19 protein-coding genes are annotated in these 17,765 nt (G+C 75.0%); 9 read left to right on the plus strand and 10 right to left on the minus strand.

Going from position 1 to position 17,765, the window contains the following annotated elements:
* Nucleotides 1–16: 16 nt before the first annotated feature.
* Nucleotides 17–622, minus strand: coding sequence for a response regulator transcription factor (locus AB0C04_RS25725; RefSeq protein WP_357058952.1), 606 nt, complete (start codon nt 620–622; stop codon nt 17–19).
* Nucleotides 619–1,773, minus strand: a complete 1,155-nt coding sequence (locus AB0C04_RS25730; protein ID WP_357058955.1) for a histidine kinase — start codon at nt 1,771–1,773, stop codon at nt 619–621. The genes AB0C04_RS25725 and AB0C04_RS25730 overlap by 4 nt, the downstream gene beginning before the upstream one ends.
* A gap of 132 nt (nt 1,774–1,905) precedes the next feature.
* Here AB0C04_RS25730 and AB0C04_RS25735 point away from each other — a divergent pair, with 132 nt between their 5' ends.
* Both AB0C04_RS25735 and AB0C04_RS25740 read left to right on the plus strand, forming a co-directional pair.
* Complete coding sequence (locus AB0C04_RS25735) at nt 1,906–2,766, plus strand: hypothetical protein (RefSeq protein WP_357058958.1); 861 nt, start codon at nt 1,906–1,908, stop codon at nt 2,764–2,766.
* A 182-nt stretch (nt 2,767–2,948) separates the two neighbouring features.
* On the plus strand, nt 2,949–4,739 hold the full coding sequence (locus AB0C04_RS25740) for a DEAD/DEAH box helicase (RefSeq protein WP_357058961.1): 1,791 nt from the start codon (nt 2,949–2,951) through the stop codon (nt 4,737–4,739).
* A gap of 109 nt (nt 4,740–4,848) precedes the next feature.
* Here AB0C04_RS25740 and lon read toward each other — a convergent pair whose 3' ends face one another.
* The 5 genes from lon to AB0C04_RS25765 all read right to left on the minus strand — a co-directional run bounded on the left by lon (nt 4,849) and on the right by AB0C04_RS25765 (nt 10,262).
* Nucleotides 4,849–7,185, minus strand: coding sequence for an endopeptidase La (gene lon, locus AB0C04_RS25745; RefSeq protein ID WP_357058964.1), 2,337 nt, complete (start codon nt 7,183–7,185; stop codon nt 4,849–4,851).
* A 38-nt stretch (nt 7,186–7,223) separates the two neighbouring features.
* Nucleotides 7,224–7,487 (minus strand): hypothetical protein, encoded by a 264-nt coding sequence (locus tag AB0C04_RS25750; protein WP_357058967.1) that lies wholly within the window; start codon nt 7,485–7,487, stop codon nt 7,224–7,226.
* Between the two features lie 21 nt (nt 7,488–7,508).
* Nucleotides 7,509–8,663 (minus strand): putative manganese transporter, encoded by a 1,155-nt coding sequence (locus AB0C04_RS25755; protein WP_357058970.1) that lies wholly within the window; start codon nt 8,661–8,663, stop codon nt 7,509–7,511.
* Nucleotides 8,664–8,706: 43 nt separating this feature from the next.
* Nucleotides 8,707–9,441: a manganese catalase family protein gene (locus tag AB0C04_RS25760; protein ID WP_357058973.1), complete on the minus strand. Its 735-nt coding sequence runs from the start codon at nt 9,439–9,441 to the stop codon at nt 8,707–8,709.
* A gap of 89 nt (nt 9,442–9,530) precedes the next feature.
* Entirely contained in the window at nt 9,531–10,262 is a 732-nt protein-coding gene (locus AB0C04_RS25765) for a HAMP domain-containing sensor histidine kinase (RefSeq protein WP_357058976.1), read from the minus strand.
* Between the two features lie 67 nt (nt 10,263–10,329).
* Here AB0C04_RS25765 and AB0C04_RS25770 point away from each other — a divergent pair, with 67 nt between their 5' ends.
* Complete coding sequence (locus AB0C04_RS25770; protein WP_357058979.1) at nt 10,330–10,968, plus strand: response regulator transcription factor; 639 nt, start codon at nt 10,330–10,332, stop codon at nt 10,966–10,968.
* 149 nt (nt 10,969–11,117) lie between these two features.
* Entirely contained in the window at nt 11,118–11,465 is a 348-nt protein-coding gene (locus AB0C04_RS25775) for an Lsr2 family protein (protein ID WP_357058982.1), read from the plus strand.
* Between the two features lie 186 nt (nt 11,466–11,651).
* Here AB0C04_RS25775 and AB0C04_RS25780 read toward each other — a convergent pair whose 3' ends face one another.
* Both AB0C04_RS25780 and AB0C04_RS25785 read right to left on the minus strand, forming a co-directional pair.
* Nucleotides 11,652–12,929 (minus strand): hypothetical protein, encoded by a 1,278-nt coding sequence (locus tag AB0C04_RS25780; protein ID WP_357058985.1) that lies wholly within the window; start codon nt 12,927–12,929, stop codon nt 11,652–11,654.
* A gap of 267 nt (nt 12,930–13,196) precedes the next feature.
* Complete coding sequence (locus AB0C04_RS25785) at nt 13,197–14,090, minus strand: DUF2726 domain-containing protein (RefSeq protein WP_357058988.1); 894 nt, start codon at nt 14,088–14,090, stop codon at nt 13,197–13,199.
* 208 nt (nt 14,091–14,298) lie between these two features.
* Here AB0C04_RS25785 and AB0C04_RS25790 point away from each other — a divergent pair, with 208 nt between their 5' ends.
* Genes AB0C04_RS25790 through AB0C04_RS25810 form a run of 5 tightly spaced genes read left to right on the plus strand, consistent with a single transcriptional unit; the run spans nt 14,299 to nt 16,742 of the window.
* Nucleotides 14,299–14,487 carry a hypothetical protein gene (locus AB0C04_RS25790; protein WP_357058991.1) on the plus strand — a complete coding sequence of 63 codons (189 nt, stop codon included), beginning with the start codon at nt 14,299–14,301 and terminating at the stop codon, nt 14,485–14,487.
* Nucleotides 14,488–14,507: 20 nt separating this feature from the next.
* Nucleotides 14,508–14,843, plus strand: coding sequence for an Asp23/Gls24 family envelope stress response protein (locus tag AB0C04_RS25795; protein WP_357058994.1), 336 nt, complete (start codon nt 14,508–14,510; stop codon nt 14,841–14,843).
* A gap of 36 nt (nt 14,844–14,879) precedes the next feature.
* Nucleotides 14,880–15,398 (plus strand): DUF6286 domain-containing protein, encoded by a 519-nt coding sequence (locus tag AB0C04_RS25800; RefSeq protein ID WP_357058997.1) that lies wholly within the window; start codon nt 14,880–14,882, stop codon nt 15,396–15,398.
* A complete protein-coding gene (locus tag AB0C04_RS25805; RefSeq protein ID WP_357059000.1) occupies nt 15,395–15,955 on the plus strand; it encodes a hypothetical protein in 561 nt (186 codons plus the stop codon). Before AB0C04_RS25800 ends, AB0C04_RS25805 begins: the two co-directional genes overlap by 4 nt.
* A gap of 46 nt (nt 15,956–16,001) precedes the next feature.
* Nucleotides 16,002–16,742: a helical backbone metal receptor gene (locus AB0C04_RS25810; protein WP_357059003.1), complete on the plus strand. Its 741-nt coding sequence runs from the start codon at nt 16,002–16,004 to the stop codon at nt 16,740–16,742.
* Nucleotides 16,743–16,767: 25 nt separating this feature from the next.
* Here AB0C04_RS25810 and AB0C04_RS25815 read toward each other — a convergent pair whose 3' ends face one another.
* Nucleotides 16,768–17,730, minus strand: coding sequence for a TerC family protein (locus tag AB0C04_RS25815; protein WP_357059330.1), 963 nt, complete (start codon nt 17,728–17,730; stop codon nt 16,768–16,770).
* Between the last annotated feature and the right edge of the window lie 35 nt (nt 17,731–17,765).

The following is a 17,765-nucleotide window of genomic DNA, read 5'->3' on the forward strand; positions in this document are numbered from 1 at the left end:
GGCGCGCCGGCGCCGGTCAGAGCCAGCCACTCTCCCGGGCGGTGCGCAGCGCCTCGGCCCGGTCGGCCGCGCCGAGCTTCTGCACCGCGGCGGCGAGGTGGTTGCGTACGGTGCCGGCGGAGAGGTGCACCCGGCGGGCGATCACGGCGACCGGGGCGCCGAACTCGGCCAGGCGCAACGTCTCCAGCTCCCGGGGAGTCAGCGGGCACGCCGGCAGGGTGAGCGCGTCGGCGGCCAGCGACGGGTCGACGTAGCGGCCGCCGGCGTGCACCCGGCGGATCACGTCGGCCAGCGCCCCGCCCGGTGCTCCCTTGGGCAGGAACCCCCGGGCGCCCGCCGTCAACGCCTGGCGCAGGTGTCCCGGGCGCCCGTGCCCGGTGAGCAGCACCACCGCGCAACCGGGCAGCGACCGGGTCAGCTCGGCGGCGACCCCGATGCCGCTCAGGCCGGGCATCTCCAGGTCCACCACGGCCACGTCCGGCCGGTGGGCGAGCGCGGCGGTGACCGCCGACGGCCCGTCGGCCGCCTGGGCCACCACCTCCAGGTCCGGCTCCAGCCCCAGCAGGGCGGCCACCGCCACCCGGACCAGTTCCTCGTCGTCGGCGAGCAGGAGGCGGATCACGGGGCGACCGGCACGGTGGCTTCGAGGGTGAACACGTCCTCGGCGCGCCGGACCCGCAGCCGGCCGCCGGCCGCGCCGAGCCGATCGGTCAGGCCACGCAGGCCGTTGCTGTGCCCGTCGGGCCCGTGGTCGCCGGCGCCGTCGTTGGTCACGGTCATCCTGGCCAGGTCTCCCTCCCGGACGATCTCGATCCGGCACCAGCCGGCCCGGCTGTGCCGCAGCACGTTCGTGCCGGCCTCGCGCAGCACGGCGGCCAGGTCACTCGCCGCGGCCGCCGGCAGTTCGGCCGGCGGCGGCAGCACGGTGCACCGTACGCCGCAGGAGCGCAGCACCCCCGCGACGGCGGCCAACTGGTCGCCCAGGTCGACAGCCCGGTAGCCGTGCACGGTCTCCCGCACCTCGCCCAGCGCCGCGGCGGCCAGCCGCTGCACCTCGGCGGCCTCCCGGCCGGCCCGCTCGGCGTCGACCGGGGCCAGGCGTGCGGCCAGTTCCGCCTTCAACGCGATCACGGTGAGGCTGTGTCCCAGCACGTCGTGCACGTCGCGGGCGAAGCGCAACCGCTCCTCCGCGGCGGCCAGCCGGGCCTGGGCGGCCTGGCCGGCCCGCGCCTCGACAAGCAGGTCCCAGAACCAGACCTGGAGCCAGTTCACCGCGGCGACACCGGTGCCGACACCGCCGGCCACCACCAGGAAGCGCCAGACCGACCCGCCGGTCCAGGCGGCCACCCCGACCGCGGCCACGAGGGTCACCGTCGCCACCACCAGCGCGCCCGGGAGCCGGACCACCAGCGGCGCCATGCCGATCAGCGAGGCGCCGAGCCACGCCCAGGTCGGCCAGCCGCCCGCGGCCACCGGGCCGACCAGCGGAATGCTCAGCACCGCCACCACGGCGAGGCTCACCTGGGACAGCCGGCGCCACCGGTCGGCCAGCCAGGGCGTCACCGCCGCGTACAGCACGGCGGCCTGGCTGGCGGCGAAGACGGCGACGCCCACCGCGCCGAGGGTGGCGCGGGTGGGGTCGGACTCCCGGGTGATGCCGACCAGCGGCAGCAGCAGGCTCGCCCAGATCCCGGTCGCCAGCGAGAGCAGGGTGGCCATCCGGGCGCGGCGCAGCCGCCCGTCCGCCCTGGTTCCCGCCGCCTGCTGCGCCACGGCCCCGATCCTAGGGCCGCCGGCGCACGGTCGACCCGGACGAATGTCACGAGTGGACCGTGCGATCCGCCCGGAAAACCAGTGACACGCACGCCTTATCGGCGGGCGGCCGGTTGGCCGAGGGTCGAGGGCATGACAGACACGCGGACGCTCCACCGGATACAACCTGCTCCCCCGTCGGCCCCGCACCCGGCCGGCGGCGTACGTCACCTGCTGCGGCACCTCGCCGAGATGGCGGTCGCGATGGTCGCCGGGATGCTGCTGCTCGATCCGCTGTGGCGGCTCGCCGGCACCCCGCTCGGGCTCACCGCCGTCCTCGCTCGGCCCGACGTGGCCGCGCTGGTGATGGCGACCAACATGACCGTCGGCATGACCGTGTGGATGCGGCACCGACGACACTCCCGGGCCGCCTGCGCCGAGATGGCGGCCGCGATGTACGTCCCGTTCCTGCTGCTGCTCGTGCCGCACTGGGCGGGTCTGCTCGCCGGTGACGTGCTGATGCTCGGCGGGCACCTGCTGATGGTGCCGGCGATGGTGCTGGTGGCGCTGCGGCACCGGCACGCGTCCGCCGCGCCGGCGCCCCGCCGGCACCCGGTGGTCGCCGCGCTGGCCCGTCGCTGGCCGAGCGGGCTCGCCCTGCTGATGACCGTGGACAGCCTCGCCGCGCCGAGCGTGCTCAGCCCGTGGACGTTGCTGGTGCTGCCCGCCGGCTACCTGGTCATCGGCGCGTACCGGCGCCGGCTGAACGGGCCGGGGGTGCTGGCCCGCCAGCTCGCCGGGCTGGTCGGCTGGTCGGCGCTGGCGCTGGTCGCGGTCGGGGTGGGCGGCCGGGCCGCCGCCTGGCTGGTGGCGTTCGGTTGGCTCGCTCACGCCGCCTGGGACCTCTGGCACCACCGTCGCGGCGAGGTCGTGCCGCGCGGCTACGCCGAGTGGTGCGCGGTACTCGACGCGATCCTCGGCGTCACGGTCGTGCTGGCCATCCTGGCCTCCTGAGCGGCGAGCCGGGTACACCCGCCGGCACGGGTGGCGGGTGCCCCGGCGCGGGTCGGCGGAGGCCCTGGGGCAGGTCGACGGATGGCCCCGGCGCGGGTCGGCCAGGGCGGCCGGCGGCCTCCGCAGCGGGTGGGTTGCCGGTCGGCGCAACGGGCCGGAGGCGGTGATGAAAGGCTTGCCACATGAGTTCGGCACCCGAAGACACCCACCCGACCGACCCCGGCACCGATGAGGCGACCGGCTTCGCGGACCTCGGCCTCCGCGCCGAGCTGCTGGGCGCGCTCTCCGCCCTCGGCTACGAGGAGCCCACCCCGATCCAGCGGGAGGCCATTCCTCCGCTGCTGGGCGGGCAGGACCTGCTCGGCCAGGCGGCCACCGGCACCGGCAAGACCGCCGCCTTCGCGCTGCCCCTGTTGCAGCGGATGCCGGCGGACCGGTCGGCGGGCGACCCGGCGGCGCTGGTGCTGGTGCCGACCCGGGAACTCGCCGTGCAGGTGTCCGAGGCGTTCCACCGGTACGGCAAGGACCTCGGCGCCCGGGTGCTGCCGATCTACGGCGGTCAGCCGATCGGCCGGCAGCTGCGCGCCCTCGACGCCGGGGTCGACGTGGTGGTGGCCACCCCGGGCCGGGCGCTGGACCACATCGCCCGGGGCACGCTGCGGCTGGGCGGGCTCGCCACGGTGGTGCTGGACGAGGCCGACGAGATGCTCGACATGGGCTTCGCCGAGGACATCGAGGCGATCCTGGAACACGCACCGCAGGAGCGGCAGACGGTGCTCTTCTCGGCCACCATGCCGTCGAGGATCGACGGGATGGCCCGGCAGCACCTCACCGACCCGGTGCGGATCCAGATCGAGCGGGAGCAGCCGGTCGCCGGGGAGGCGCCCCGGGTACGGCAGAGCGCGTACATCGTCAACCGGGCGCACAAGCCGGCCGCGCTGGGCCGGGTGCTGGACGTGGAGTCGCCCACCGCGGCGATCGTGTTCTGCCGCAGCCGCGAGGAGGTGGACCGGCTCACCGAGACGATGAACGGCCGGGGCTACCGGGCCGAGGCGCTGCACGGCGGGATGAGCCAGGAGCAGCGCGACCGGGTGATGGGGCGGCTGCGCGCGGGCACCGCCGACCTGCTGGTCGCCACCGACGTGGCGGCCCGTGGCCTCGACGTCGAGCAGCTCACCCACGTGGTCAACTACGACGTGCCGTCGGCGCCCGAGTCGTACGTGCACCGGATCGGTCGGGTCGGCCGGGCCGGGCGGGAGGGGGTGGCGATCACCCTCGCCGAGCCGCGCGAGCACCGGATGCTCAAGACCATCGAGCGGGTGACCGGGCAGCGGATCGCGATCGACAAGATCCCCACCGTCGCGGACCTGCGTACCCGGCGGCTGGAGCTGACCCAGGCGGCGCTGCGGGAGAGCCTGCTCGAGGACGACCTGGACTCGTTCCGGGTGATCGTGGAGTCGCTGACCGACGAGTTCGACCTGATGGAGGTCGCGCTCGCCGCGGTGAAGCTGGCGCACGAGGCGGCCTCCCCCGGTGCCGACGAGGACGAGGAGGAGATCCCGCAGATCCCGGTGCGCGGCCCGCGTGAGGGGCGCCCGGAGGGCGGCCGGCCGGAGCGGCGCGGCGCGGGCCGGCCCCGCACCGGGGGCACCACCCAGGTCTTCGTCGGGCTGGGCCGGCGGGCCGGGGTACGCCCGCAGGACCTGGTCGGGGCGATCACCGGGGAGACCCGGGTCAGTGGCCGGGACGTCGGCTCGATCGAGATCGCCGACCGGTTCTCGCTGATCGAGGTCCCCATCGCGGTGGCCGACGAGGTGATCGCCGGGCTGCGTGGCAGCACCATCAAGGGGCGCAAGGCGACGGTGCGCCGCGACCGCGACACCGACGGCGGCGAGCGGCGTGGCCGCGCGTACGACGACGACCGGCGCTTCGCCGGCGGCCCGGACCGGCGGGACCGGCGCGAGCGCGGCTGAGCCGACCGGGGGGCGGGTCCGGCGGGCCCGCCGGACCGCCGGGGTGCGGACGACGGAGCCCCCGGCCACCGCGGGTGCGGTGACCGGGGGCTCCCCGATCCGGTGGCCGTCAGGCGGCGGCGAGCGCCGAACCGTCCCGCGACCCGGTGTCGATCCCGGCCGGGCGCAACGCCAGGGCGAGCACGTCGGACACGTCGGCGAGGGTGTGGATGGTCAGCGCCTCGCGCACCTCGGTGGGCAGGTCGTCCAGGTCCGGCTCGTTGCGGGCCGGAATGATCACCTCGGTCAGGCCGGCCCGGTGCGCGGCGAGCAGCTTCTGCTTCACCCCGCCGATGGGCAGCACCCGCCCGGAGAGGGTCACCTCGCCGGTCATTCCGAACTCGGGCCGGACCGGCCGGCCGGTCACCAGCGAGGCCAGCGCGGTCACCATGGTGATGCCGGCGCTGGGGCCGTCCTTGGGCACCGCGCCCGCCGGGAAGTGCACGTGGATCCGGCGTGCCGCCAGGGCGTTCGGGTCGATGCCGAGGCGTCGCCCGTTGGACCTCAGGTACGACAGCGCGATGTGCGCGGACTCCTTCATCACGTCGCCGAGCTGGCCGGTCAGGGTCAGCCCCGGCTCGCCCTCCATGCTGGTGGCCTCGATGAAGAGCACGTCGCCGCCGGCGCCGGTGACCGCCAGGCCGGTCGCCACGCCGGGCACGGCCGTCCGCTCCGCCGACTCCGGCGTGAACTTCGGCCGCCCCAGGTAGCGGGCCAGGTTTCCGGTGTCGACCTGGACCGGGGTCGGGTCGTCGGCCAGGGCCACCGCCACCTTGCGCAGGATCTTGGCGAGGCCACGCTCGAGCTGCCGGACACCGGCCTCCCGGGTGTACTCGCCCGCGATCCGGGCCAGGGCCTCGTCGGCCACCGTCACCTCGTCGGCGGTCAGCCCGGCCCGCTCCCGCTGACGGGGCAGCAGGTGGTCCCGGGCGATGGCCACCTTCTCGTCCTCGGTGTAGCCGTCCAGGGTGACCAGCTCCATCCGGTCCAGCAGCGGGCCGGGGATGGACTCCACCACGTTCGCCGTGGCCAGGAAGAGCACGTCGGACAGGTCGAGGTCGACTTCCAGGTAGTGGTCCCGGAAGGTGTGGTTCTGCGCCGGGTCGAGCACCTCCAGCAGGGCGGCGGCCGGGTCGCCGGCGTAGCCGGCGGCCAGCTTGTCCACCTCGTCGAGGAGCACGACCGGGTTCATCGAACCGGCCTCGCGCAGCGCGCGGACGATCCGACCGGGCAGCGCCCCGACGTAGGTGCGCCGGTGACCGCGGATCTCCGCCTCGTCCCGGACCCCACCGAGGGAGACGCGGACGAAGTTGCGGCCGAGCGCCCGGGCGACGGACTCGCCGAGGCTGGTCTTGCCGACTCCGGGCGGGCCGGCCAGGGCGAGCACGGCGCCGGAGCCGCGGCCGCCGACCACGCCCAGGTTGCGCTCGGCGCGGCGGTTGCGCACCGCCAGGTACTCCAGGATGCGGTCCTTCACGTCGGCCAGGCCGGCGTGGTCGGCGTCGAGCACCTCGCGGGCCGCTTTCAGGTCGGTGTTGTCCTGGGTACGCGTACCCCACGGCATCTCCAGCACCGTGTCCAGCCAGGTGCGGATCCAGCCCGCCTCGGGCGAGGCGTCGCTGGCCCGCTCGAGCTTGCCGACCTCGCGCAGCGCCGCTTCGCGGACCTTCTCCGGCAGCTCGGCGCTCTCCACCCGGCTGCGGTAGTCGGCCGAGCCGTCCGGCTCGTCCTCACCGAGCTCCTTGCGGATCGCGGCGAGCTGCTGGCGCAGCAGGAACTCCCGCTGGGACTTCTCCAGCCCCTCGCGCACGTCGCTGTTGATCTGCTCGGTGACCTCCTGCTCGGCCAGGTGGTCCTTCACCCAGCCGACCAGCAGCTCCAGCCGGGCGGTGACGTCCGGCGCGGCGAGCAGCTCGGTCTTCTGGTCCAGGCTCAGCCACGGCGCGTAGCCGGCCGAGTCGGCGAGTTCGGAGAGATCGGTCATCCGCTCCACGGCGTCGATGACCTGCCAGGCGCCACGCTGCTGGAGGACGGCGGTCACCAGGGCGCGGTACTCGCGGGCGAGTTCCCGGGCCCGGCCGGCGGGGGCGGGTTCGTGCAGTTCGGTCGCCTCGACCCAGAGGGCGGCGCCCGGTCCGGGCACGCCGGAGCCGATGCGGGCGCGGGACAGGCCGCGGATCACGGCGGCGGGCTCCCCGCTGGGCAGCCGGCCCACCTTCTCGATGGTGGCCACCGCGCCGACCGGGCCGTACTCGCCGTCGATGCGGGGCACGGCCAGCAGCGTCTGGTCGCCGGTCGCGCGGGCCGCGTCGACCGCGGCCTGGGTGGTCGGGTCGAGGGTCACCGGGATGACCATGCCGGGCAGCAGCACGGCGTCGGTCAGAGGAAGTACCGGAAGAGTTGCCATCGAACACCTGCTATCGCGTTGAGTTGAGCGTGTCAGGCTCAAGTAACAAAGCGTTCCCTTTCTTCCGAGGTGTGAGCCAGACCACTGACGCGGGCCGCCCGGCGGGGCGGCAACAGCAGGTCACGCAGCAGCGGGCGACCACCGGCCAGCACGACCGCGAGCGGGATGGCCAGGCTGGTCAGGGCCAGGGCGGCCACCGTCCAGCCGGGCAGCCCGGCGGCCAGCGCGACGGTGGCCAGCGCGGCGAAGACGACCAGCTTGACCCGGGTACGGGCGATCGGGACCAACGGATGCGACGACATGAGCGCCTCCCTCACGGTTGCTCAGAGCAGGACCAGCAGCGCGGCGCCGACGGCCGCGGCCGGAATGGTGGTGATCACGGTGGCCAGCGCCGCGGAGTGCCGGCGCATCGCGGCGAGCGGGATCAGCGCGTCGCCGTCCTGACTGATCGCGTTGGCCACCAGGGTGGGCAGCGGGAGGCCACCGCTGACGTAGAGCCCGGTGAAGACGATCTGCACCGCGCAACCGGGGATCAGCCCGATCGCGGCGCCGACCAGCACCCCGATCAGCCCGGTCACCGCCAGCTGCGAGCCGTCGAAGCCGGTGGTCGTGGTCAGCACCTGCCAGCCGAGATAGGCCACTCCCACCCAGACCGTGACGAACGACGCCTCGTGCGCGCTGTGCCGCAGGGTGGCCCGCAGCGACCGGGGCTGCGCGGTCTCCAGGGTGTCGTCGGCGAGTCGCCCCCGCCCGGTCGCGAAGATCAGCGCCGCGATGGCCGTGCCGAGCACCCCGAGCGCCAGGTACGGGTCGATCCCGCCGAACGCGCGGGTGAGCACCGTCGGGTCGACCAGTTGGAAGACGACCGGCACCGAGACCGCGAAGGCCGGCGTGGTGAGCCCCCAGAACGCGGTCGAGGCCGGCACTCGGGGCAGCAACCCGCCGAGCAGCCGGCGGGACGACGCGAGGTCGGGCCCGCCCAAGGCCGCCAGGCCGGCCGGGCCGGCGCCGGACGCCCCGACCAGGGCCGGCTCCGGGTGGGCCTCGCGGGCGGCGCGGGCGGCCCGATTCCGGCGCGGGGTCTTCGCCGGGTCGATGCCGAGCGCGTCCACGACGTACCCGGTGACCAGCCCGACCGCGAAGAGCAACAGGTGGATCTTGAGCGCGAAGGCCGGGTTCCAGGCCAGCACCACCCAGGATGAGTCGCCCATGGTCGCGGCCAACGCGGCGACGACGGTGCCGAAGGAGACCTTGCCCCGCGCGTACAGCGGCATCAGGATGATCGCCCCGCCGCAGCCGGGGCTGACCCCGAGCAGCGCCCCGACCAGCGGGCCGAGGCGGGGACGGCTGGTCAGCCCGTCGGTGACCCGGTCGCCGTAGCGCCAGCGCAGCCAGCCGAAGAGCGCCACCATGACGGCGACGTAGACACCCACCTGCATGAACGCGTCGGCGAGCGGACGGAGCACGAGTTCGGTCACGCCACACCTCCTGGAATTGCGGGCGCCACGCGGCGCGACGGGATCAACTGAGCGGGCTCTCCACCGGATCGACGTCCAGCGCCGGGGTGCCGTACAGGCGGGGGTCGCCGGGCGGCAGGAGCGGCTCCGGCGCGTGCGCACGGGGGCTGCCGTCCGGGAAGGCCTCCGGCACCGGCATCTGCGCCAGGCCGTCCTCCCGGAGCTGCTCGATGGCCGCGAGCCACATGTTCTGGTGCATGGTGTCGCGGGCCAGCAGGAAGCGGAGCAGCTGCTTGACCCCGGGGTCGTCGGTCATCTGGAACAGCCGGGCGACCTGGAGCCGGCCCTGCGCCTCGGCCGTGACGTTGAGCTGGAAATCGGCCAGCAGGTTGCCGCCGGCGGTGACGTGCGCGCCGGTCCACGGCACGCCGGCGCTGTCCACCGGGAGCGCGGCACCGCCGCCGTGGACGAGGTGCGCCGGGTTGGCGCCCGCGTAGCCGGCCGTCGCCATCGGGTTGTCCTCGGCGGCCTGCTCCAGCTTCAGCGGAGCGTTCTCCAGCAGCCGGTTGATCATCGTAACGATCATCTCGACGTGGCCCAGCTCCTCGGTGCCGACGCCCAGCAGCAGGTCCCGGTACCGGCCCGGCAGCCGGCAGCTCCACCCCTGGTGGAGGTACTGGTTCGCGACGGTCATCTCGCCCCACTTGCCACCCAGGATCTCCTGCAGACGGCGGGCGAACGCGGCGTCCGGGCCGTCCGGCTTCGCCTCGAACTGCAGGTCCTTCAGGTGGCTGAACATCTACCCGGCCTCCTCGGCGCCGCCGACCGCTGGCACCGGGGAGTTCCCGCCCCGGTGGCCCGGGCGGGCCAACCGGCGACCCGCCCGGGTCAGCCGTGGCCGGCGTACGGCAGCAGCACCTCCAGCGCCACGCCGCGCGGGCGCAGCCGGTGCACGTGCACCGCACCACCGTCCGCGGTGACGAGCTGGCGGACGATCCAGAGCCCCAGGCCGGACATCCCGGCGGCGGGCACCGGCTGGCGCAGCGCGTCGAGCAGCGCGTCGTCCACCCGCCCCTCGTCGGTCACGAGCAGGCGCAGGCCCGGTCGGCGCACAGCCGCGTAGAGCCCGACCTGGCCGTCGACCGGCCCGTGCCGCAGCGCGTTCTCCATCAGGTTGACCAGCACCTGCCGGGTCCGGCGGGCGGGCACCGGGCAGTCGGCGGCCCGTCGCGTCGCCCGGGCCCGCCGCCGGTGGGCCGGCACCAGGGTGGCGACCTCCCGCAGGATGCCGGCCAGCGGCACCGCCGGCTCCGGCTGCGCCGTCAGGGCCAGCGCGCCCGTGCTCGCGGTGGCGTCCCGCAGCAGCGCCTGCAGGTGCACGGCCTGGTCCCGGGCGAGCCGGGTGATCGCCAGCCGGTCGGCGCCGGTGAGCACCCGCCCGTCGTCGGCGAGCGCCCGGGTCAGCGAGGTGAGCGTGCTGACCGGAGTGCGGAACTCGTGACAGAGCACCCGGAGCAGCAGTTCCGGGTCGCCGGCCGCTCGGAGGCCACCATCGCCCCGGTCCGGGCCGACCCGCCGGAAACCGCGCAGCAACCCCTGCAACCCGTGCCGTTCACGCATCCGCCCCGACTCCCCTCGTACCGGTGCATACCCGCATGATCGGTACCCACTCGGGAAGGGAGCAGACATGCGACCCCCGACCATCCGGCTCGTCGTCGTGGACGATCACCCCCTCTTCGCCCGGGGAATCGAGCTGCTGCTCCCGCCGAGCACCGACGGGCGGGCCGAGGTGGTGGGCTCGACCGGGGACGCCGCCGCGGCCGCTGCCCTGGTCAGCCGCTGCATGCCGGACCTGGCCCTGGTGGACCTGCACATGCCACCGCCGGGCGGCATCCGCGCGGTGGCCGCCATCCGGCGGACCACGCCCCGGGTACGGGTGGTGGCGATGTCCGGCGGGGACGACCCGGCGCCGGCGCTGGAGGCGCTGCGGGCCGGCGCCGAAGGGTTCCTGCCGAAGAGCAGTGAGCCGGAGGAGCTGCTGCCGCCACTGCTGGCGATCCTGGCGGGCTGGGCGGTGCTCCCGGCGCAGTTGCTGCGCGGGCTGCTCGGGCCGGCCCGGGGGGCCCGGGTCGATCTGGACGGCGAGGAACGGCACTTGCTCCGCCTGATCGCGGCCGGCCGGAACACGTTCGAGATTGCCGAGCAACTGCACGTCTCCGAGCGAACGGTGAAACGGATGACCGCCGCGCTACTGCGAAAACTGCGGGTCTCGAGCCGGGCCGAGGCCGCCGCCCTCGCAGGTCACGCCGGCCTGCTCGGTGAATGAACACATCGGCCGATTCCTGGATCGGCACGTTTTAGCCTGGCCCGAAAAGCGCGACTCGCCGAAATGAAAACTGCCATATTCTTGCGGTTTACCGGCATGGTGGGTCAAACTTTGACGACACCCCGGCCGTAGACAGGGAGTAATCGGCGATGGCGAGAAAAGTAATCACGGTGCTGACCGACGACCTCGATGGCGGAAAGGCCGACCGGACGGTCGAGTTCAGCCTCGACGGCGTCGGCTACACCATCGACGTCTCCGACGAGAACGCCGGCGTGCTGCGTAAGGCGCTCGACCCTTACATCAGCGCCGGGCGGCGGATCGGGCGCGGGCCGGTGGAGAGCCCCCGGAGCGCGCGGCGGACGACCCGGACCGGTGGTGCGGGAATGGATCGGGAGCAGAACCGTGCGATCCGGGAATGGGCCGTGACGAACGGCTACAAGATTTCCGAGCGGGGCCGGATTCCGGTCGAGGTCGTCGAGGCCTACAAGAACCGCTGATCCGGGCGACCCGGGCCCGACTCCGGGCCCGGCAACTCCGCCGCCACCGGCAGACATCGGCCGGTCCCACCGGGGCCGGCCGTACTCATGCTCGCGGGTCCGCCCGCGTCGCCGGCCGGACAGAACGACGGCCGGGCCGCGCCGGAGAGAGACCCCCGGCGCGGCCCGGCCGTTGCGGTACGACCCTCAGTTGACCTCGATGCGCACCGCGTCGAAGGCCGGCGTCTGGTTGGCCCGCTCCATCATCGGCAGGCGGTGCGACCCGTCACCGGCCCAGACCGCGCACTGCGCGACACCGGACTCCGGCAGGCCGGGGATCTGGATGGTCACCTCGTCCGGCTCCGCGCCACCCCGGCCGTCCTCGGTGGCCACGAAGAAGGCGGGCACCTCCTGCGGCTGCGGCGGAGCGTCCAGGCTGTCCAGCATCCGGCAGGCGGTGTGGAAGTGGCCGCGCACCAGGCCCTGCTCGTTGAGCAGGGAGCTCTCCACGTAGTAGCCACCCTGACCGGCGGCGAGGAAGCGGTCCCGGACCAGGTTGCGGGTGCTCACCCGCAGCGTGAAGGCCTGGTTGCGGCCGACCTCGTTCGGGAAGTCGGTGATCAGCAACGACGGGTTGTTCGCCGCCGCGCCGACCTCGCCGAACTCGGTGCTGACGCACCGGTTGCCGTTCTGGAACCCGTCGTGCGGCTGCAGCTGGCTGTCGTCGCAGTCGTTCGCCAGCACGCCGAGACCCGCGCCCGGTTCACCGTTGTTGCCGCCACCGTTGTTGCCGCCACCGTTGTTGCCGCCACCGGGGCTGCTGCTGGTGCTGGGGCTGCTACCGCCACCGGGGGTGCCGCCGCCACCGTTCTCCACCGGCTGGACCTGGCACTCGGCGAGCTGCGTCAGCCCCTGGGGGCGGGGGCCGAAACGGTCGATCGCGGTGGTGATCCGGGCCAGGGTGGCCCGGCGCTTGCTGGCCAGCGGCTGCAGGATCGCGCTGCGGACGAATGCCTCGCCCCGGCTGCCGTCGGCGGCGAGCCGGCGGTCGGCCTCGGCGATCTGGGCCTGCAACTGAGCGAGGTTGCGGTCGACCTCGGCCCGGGCCCGGTTCGGCACCTCCGGCAGCTCGCCCGCCACGTCCGGGCAGGCGATCGCCGAGCTCGGCGCACCGCTGCCACCACCGGTGCCCTGCTCGCACTCGGCGACCGACTGCTGCCCGTCGCCCCAGTGGTTGCGTACCCAGCGGCCGTCCTGCCAGGTGCGGCTGGTGGAGCCGCGCCCGCCCGGCGCGGTGGCCCCGGGACTCGGCTGCACGCAGGCCCCCGCCGCCGGCCGGGTGTTGCCGGACCGCCGGTCCTCGGCCGACGAGATCTGGGTCACGGCGACGATTCCGCCGAAGACCACGAGCGTGCCGACCACGGCCAGCAGACGCTTGCTCCGCGCGTTACCGGATGACCGGCGCGCCCGAGTGGACCTGCGCATCGAATTGTTCTCCTTCGCGATCCGGTAGTGGATCCGTGCCTTCGGCGGACCGGCGGAATTGAACGGGCGCGCCCGGCCGCAGTGACCGTCACGCACCGTGGCACGTCGATGACCGACGATGCCTCTATCCACACCGCCTCCCGCGTCCGGTGCCGCGGACGGGGAGGTCCTGTCCATTCCCGCTGGAGTACGGAACGGCCGCGCCGACGGTTCAACCGAGGTCGGAGAAAATTGCCGCCCGGTTCGCGGACGGCCGGAAAGGGCGGGTCAGTCGGCGCAGAGGTGGTCGAACGCGAAGCCGTCCACCAGTTCGTCGCGCCGCGCGCTCAGCCCGCGAATATCGGCATCCAGTGCCTCTCGGGGGGTGAGCGCCGCCTCGTCGGTGGCCAGGTCGCGCAGCCGCTCTCCCACGGCGACGGCGGCCAGATCCTCGGCGAGCCGTGCGGGGTCGATCCCGCAGGAGAACCGGTGCTCCCACACCGACACCCGCTCGACCAGGCATACGCCGGGCCGGGCCTCCACCCAGCTCCAGCCCTCCGCGGGCCCGTCGGCCCAGCGCACGTGCAGGCCGCGGACGATCGGGTCGAACAGCCGGCGGGCCACGTACGCCTCCACCGCGGCCGCGCGGGCGAGCGCCCCGAGGTCGTTGACGTGCCCGGTGCGCCCGTCGGGGAGCCGGCCGAGGATCTCGCGGAACCCCACCGGGGCGAGCTCGTCCGGGTCTCCGGTCGCGACGGGCCCGCCGGTCGCCTCGGCGTAGCCGCGAGCGTCGAGCACGTACTCCACGAGGCGACGGCCGTGGTCGGCGCCGCGCAGCGTCGGTGACTCGATCCGCAGCACCGGCAGGCCGGCGGCCGCGGTGACCGCGTTCTTCATCCGCTCGGCGCGCTGCGCGGCCGAGCCCGCCGGTGCGGCGGGGCCGATCTCCACCGCGACCACGGGAAGTCCGGAGTCCGCGGCGCAGACCACGAAGTCGAATCCCTCCCGGCCGGCCGCGCTCCACTGGTGTCCGGTGATGCCCGGCGGTCGCCCCTGCACCAGTTCGCTGATCCGGTGCCCGGCGTGGACCCGGTGCCCGGCGCGGGTGAGCACCGCCGCCCGCCCGCCCGCCGGGGGCAGCGCCCGCAGCAAGGACCCGTCGCCACTGCCGGTGCTCGTCATCCGCCTGATCCATCCGCCGATCGGTCGCCGGGGGCGAGTCTAGGGGGTGGATCATGGCCCTGGCCGCGCCGGGCCGTCCGCCGCCCGGCGCTCCGGTTCAGCGCCAGCGGCGCAGCGGTGTGACGGGGATCACAGCCCAGCCACGTTCCGGCACGGTCGGCAGCGTGTATCCACATCCGCGCCGGTAGCGGACCGGCCGGGAGGTGCCATGTCACGACAGCAGTTCGGCTTTCTCGCCGGCTTCCTGGTGGTGGCGGTCTGGGCCACGGCCGGGGTCTGGGTGGCCGCCGTCGCCGTGCTGGCCGGCCTCGTCGGCTGGCTCGTGGTCCGGGTGCTGGACGGGGATCTCGCGGTGACCGGGCTCGGCGACCGGACCCGCGCGCCCCGCCGACGGTGACCACCCGGACGGCGGCAGCGATGACCGACCACACCGGGCGCGGCCGTACCCGGGTCACCCCGGAGGCGGTCGCCCGGATCACCGCCCACGCCGCCCGGCGGGTGCCCGGGGTGTACGCGCTGGTCCCGGTGCCGGCCCGGCCGCACGGGGTGGCGGTCCGCCTGGACGACCACTCGACGAGCGTCGACGTCGAACTGGTCGCCTGGTACGGCCGCAGCGTGCTCGCGGTCGCCGACGCGGTGCGGGCGGCGGTGATCGACGGGGTGGAGGCGGCGACCGGGCTGGCCGTACGGGAGGTGACCGTCACCGTGGACGACGTGGTCGTGCCGGGCGCGGACACCACGGTGCGGACGTGATCCCCCGGTACGCCGGCGGGCCGGCCGGGGGCTGAGGTGCGTACCGCCAACCGGCTGGCCACCCTGCTGCTGGCCGCCGCCCTGCTGGTCGGCGGCGCGCTGGCCGCGGTGGAGGCGCTGCTGGCCGCGGCGGGGCGCCCCGCGCTGCTGGTCGAGCCGGCCGGCTGGTCCGCGACGCTGCGCACCACCCGGTGGGACGACCCGGCGGTACGCGGCCTCGCCGTGGCGGTCATCCTGCTCGGCCTGACCATCCTCGCCGCCGAACTGCGGCGCTGGTCGCCCAGCCGGCTGGACGCCGGGGACGGCTGGCACCTGCACCGCCGCTCGGTGGAGCGCCGGCTTACCGTCGCCGTCAGATCGGTGCCCGGCGTCCGGCGCGCCCGGGTGCGGATCCACCGGCGGGGCGCCGAGTGGCGACCGCGGGTGACGGCCACCGGCGATCCGGCGGCACGCGACGAGGTCGAGTTCGCCGTGCACCAGGAGCTGCACCGGCTGGCCGCGCCCCGGCCCGGCCGGATCGACGTTCGGCTGCTCGGCCACCGGCGGGCGGTATGACCAACGCCGGGCACCGGGTGCTCTGGACTGTCGTGGCGCTGCTGCTGGTCGCGGCCGGTGGCGCGGTGCTGGCGGTGAACCTCGGCCGGTGGCCCGGCGTCGATCCGGGCGGGATGCTCCTCGGCCCGGGGGTGCGCCGGGCCTGGCGGCTCGCGGTGCCCTGGGGCACCCTGGCGGCGGCGGTCGCCGGCCTGCTCGTCGCGCTGGCCGGGCAGCGGCTGCTGCACCGGGAGCTGCGCGCCGCCCGCGCCCCGGCGCGGCGCACGCTGGTCCATCCCGCCGGCCGACACGGGCGGACCCGGGTGGCCGCGCCGGCGCTGGCCCGGGCGCTGGAGCGGGACCTGACCGGCGATCCGCGGATCCGCCGGGCCCGGGTGGTGCTGACCGGCGACCCACCCCGGCCCGACCTGTGGATCCGGGTGGACATCGAGGCCGGTACCCGAACCGCCGGTCTGCGTGACCACGTGGGCACCGCCATCCGCCGCTACGTCGACACCGCCGGCTGCCGCCCCGCCCATCTCGACGTCACCGCCCGGATCGACAACGGCCGGGCATGATCGAGGCGGCCCGGATGCCGGGACCCGGGACACGTGGAGGTGGGACATGCGGGTGGTGTCGCTGGTGCCGTCGCTGACCGAGGCGGTGGCGGTGACGCTGCCGGGCGTGCTGGTCGGCGCCACCGACTGGTGCACCCACCCCGCCGACCTGGACGTGGCGCGCGTCGGCGGCAGCAAGTACCCCGACCTGGAGCGGGTGCTCGCGCTCCGACCGGACCTGGTGCTGCTCAACGTCGAGGAGAACCGCCGCGCGGACGCCGACGCGCTGGCCGCCGCCGGGGTGCCGGTCCGGGTGACCTATCCGCGTACGGTTCCGGAGGCGCTCACCGAGCTGGCCGACCTGCTCGGCACGCTCGGCGCGGCGCAGGAGCCGGCCTGGTTGCACGCCGCTCGCCGGGCCTGGGCCGACCCGCCCCGCCTGGACCCGGTACGCCGGGCGGTGGTGCCGGTCTGGCGCCGCCCGTGGGTGGTGCTCGGCTCCGACACCTTCGCCGGGGACGTGCTGCGTCGACTGGGGGTGGCGAACGTCTACGCCGAACACCCCGAGCGCTATCCCCGGCCGGACCTGGCCGAGCTGCGCGGGCAGGACGCGGACCTGGTGGTGCTGCCCGACGAGCCGTACCGGTTCACCGCCGCCGACGGCCCGGAGGCCTTTGCCGGCACGCCCTGCGCCCTGCTCTCCGGTCGGCACCTGACCTGGTACGGCCCGTCGCTCGCAGCGGCGCCGGCGGTGCTCGCCGGGCAACTGGCCCGGCCGGTGACCGGGCCCGGCCGGCCCGCTCGGTGAGCACCGTCGACGGAAACCGGGGCGGTCAGCCTCTCCCGTCGCCCGGCCGTTGGCGCGCCGACCCGGCGCGCGCCCGCCGGGCGGCCAGGATGCTCCAGCCGATCGACACCGTCAGGGTCACCAGCACCACCGCCAGGGTGAGCCAGAGCGGCAGCTTCCCCACCGGAGTCTCGGCCAGGATCAACTTCACTCCGGCGAACGCCAGCAGCGCGGCCAACCCGTACCGGAGGTAACCGAAGTGCCGTAGCAGCCCGGCCAGGCAGAAGTAGAGACTCCGCAGCCCCAGCACGGCGAAGGCGGTCGCGGTCCAGACCAGGAAGGTGTTGGTGGTGATGGCCAGGATCGCGGCCACCGAGTCGATCGCGAAGACCACGTCGGTGGCCTCGATCGCCACCAGCGCGACCAGCAGCAGGGTGGCCGCGCGGCGCCCGTCCGGGCGGACGGTGAACCGGTCGCCGTGGTACCGGGGGTCGGTCGGCACCAACCGGCGGAAGAGTCGCACCACGACGTTGCGTTCCGGATCCACGTCCGGCTCACCGCGTACGGCCAGCCGCCAGCCGGTCCAGATCAGGAAGCCGCCGAGCACCACGCCGGCCCAGGACAGCCGCTCCAGCAACTGGGCCCCGGCGAAGATGAAGACCAACCGGAACGCCAGCGCCCCGATCACCCCCCAGAACAGCACCTTGTGCTGGAGCCCGGCGGGTACCCGGAAGTAGCCGAAGAGCAGCGCGAAGACGAAGACGTTGTCCACCGACAGCGCCTTCTCCAGCAGGTAGCCGGAGAAGTACGCGGCCGCCGGCTCGCCGCCGCGCCACAGCCAGATGACCAGGCCGAAGAGGATCCCGGCGCCGATCCACACGCCGCTCCAGACCAGCGCCTCGCGCAGCTCGATGACGTGGTTGTCGCGGTGCAGGAGCACGTCCACCGCGAGCATGACGGCGATGACGACGGTGACCGCCGCCCAGGCCCACAGCGGCGCCGAGAACATCGCGTCACTCACCCGGCGCCCTCCGCATCGACCGC

Origin of the sequence: Micromonospora sp. NPDC048909 (assembly GCF_040649635.1) — a bacterium.
GTDB lineage: Bacteria > Actinomycetota > Actinomycetes > Mycobacteriales > Micromonosporaceae > Micromonospora.

Excerpts from the sequence above, each read along its gene's own strand:
- AB0C04_RS25735 (WP_357058958.1), top strand. The coding sequence starts at position 1,906 with ATGACAGACACGCGGACGCTCCACCGGATACAACCTGCTCCCCCGTCG.
- AB0C04_RS25740 (WP_357058961.1), top strand. The coding sequence starts at position 2,949 with ATGAGTTCGGCACCCGAAGACACCCACCCGACCGACCCCGGCACCGAT.
- lon (WP_357058964.1), bottom strand. The coding sequence starts at position 7,185 with ATGGCAACTCTTCCGGTACTTCCTCTGACCGACGCCGTGCTGCTGCCC.
- AB0C04_RS25750 (WP_357058967.1), bottom strand. The coding sequence starts at position 7,487 with ATGTCGTCGCATCCGTTGGTCCCGATCGCCCGTACCCGGGTCAAGCTG.
- AB0C04_RS25760 (WP_357058973.1), bottom strand. The coding sequence starts at position 9,441 with ATGTTCAGCCACCTGAAGGACCTGCAGTTCGAGGCGAAGCCGGACGGC.
- AB0C04_RS25765 (WP_357058976.1), bottom strand. The coding sequence starts at position 10,262 with ATGCGTGAACGGCACGGGTTGCAGGGGTTGCTGCGCGGTTTCCGGCGG.
- AB0C04_RS25770 (WP_357058979.1), top strand. The coding sequence starts at position 10,330 with ATGCGACCCCCGACCATCCGGCTCGTCGTCGTGGACGATCACCCCCTC.
- AB0C04_RS25775 (WP_357058982.1), top strand. The coding sequence starts at position 11,118 with ATGGCGAGAAAAGTAATCACGGTGCTGACCGACGACCTCGATGGCGGA.
- AB0C04_RS25780 (WP_357058985.1), bottom strand. The coding sequence starts at position 12,929 with ATGCGCAGGTCCACTCGGGCGCGCCGGTCATCCGGTAACGCGCGGAGC.
- AB0C04_RS25785 (WP_357058988.1), bottom strand. The coding sequence starts at position 14,090 with ATGACGAGCACCGGCAGTGGCGACGGGTCCTTGCTGCGGGCGCTGCCC.
- AB0C04_RS25790 (WP_357058991.1), top strand. The coding sequence starts at position 14,299 with ATGTCACGACAGCAGTTCGGCTTTCTCGCCGGCTTCCTGGTGGTGGCG.
- AB0C04_RS25795 (WP_357058994.1), top strand. The coding sequence starts at position 14,508 with ATGACCGACCACACCGGGCGCGGCCGTACCCGGGTCACCCCGGAGGCG.
- AB0C04_RS25805 (WP_357059000.1), top strand. The coding sequence starts at position 15,395 with ATGACCAACGCCGGGCACCGGGTGCTCTGGACTGTCGTGGCGCTGCTG.
- AB0C04_RS25810 (WP_357059003.1), top strand. The coding sequence starts at position 16,002 with ATGCGGGTGGTGTCGCTGGTGCCGTCGCTGACCGAGGCGGTGGCGGTG.
- AB0C04_RS25815 (WP_357059330.1), bottom strand. The coding sequence starts at position 17,730 with ATGTTCTCGGCGCCGCTGTGGGCCTGGGCGGCGGTCACCGTCGTCATC.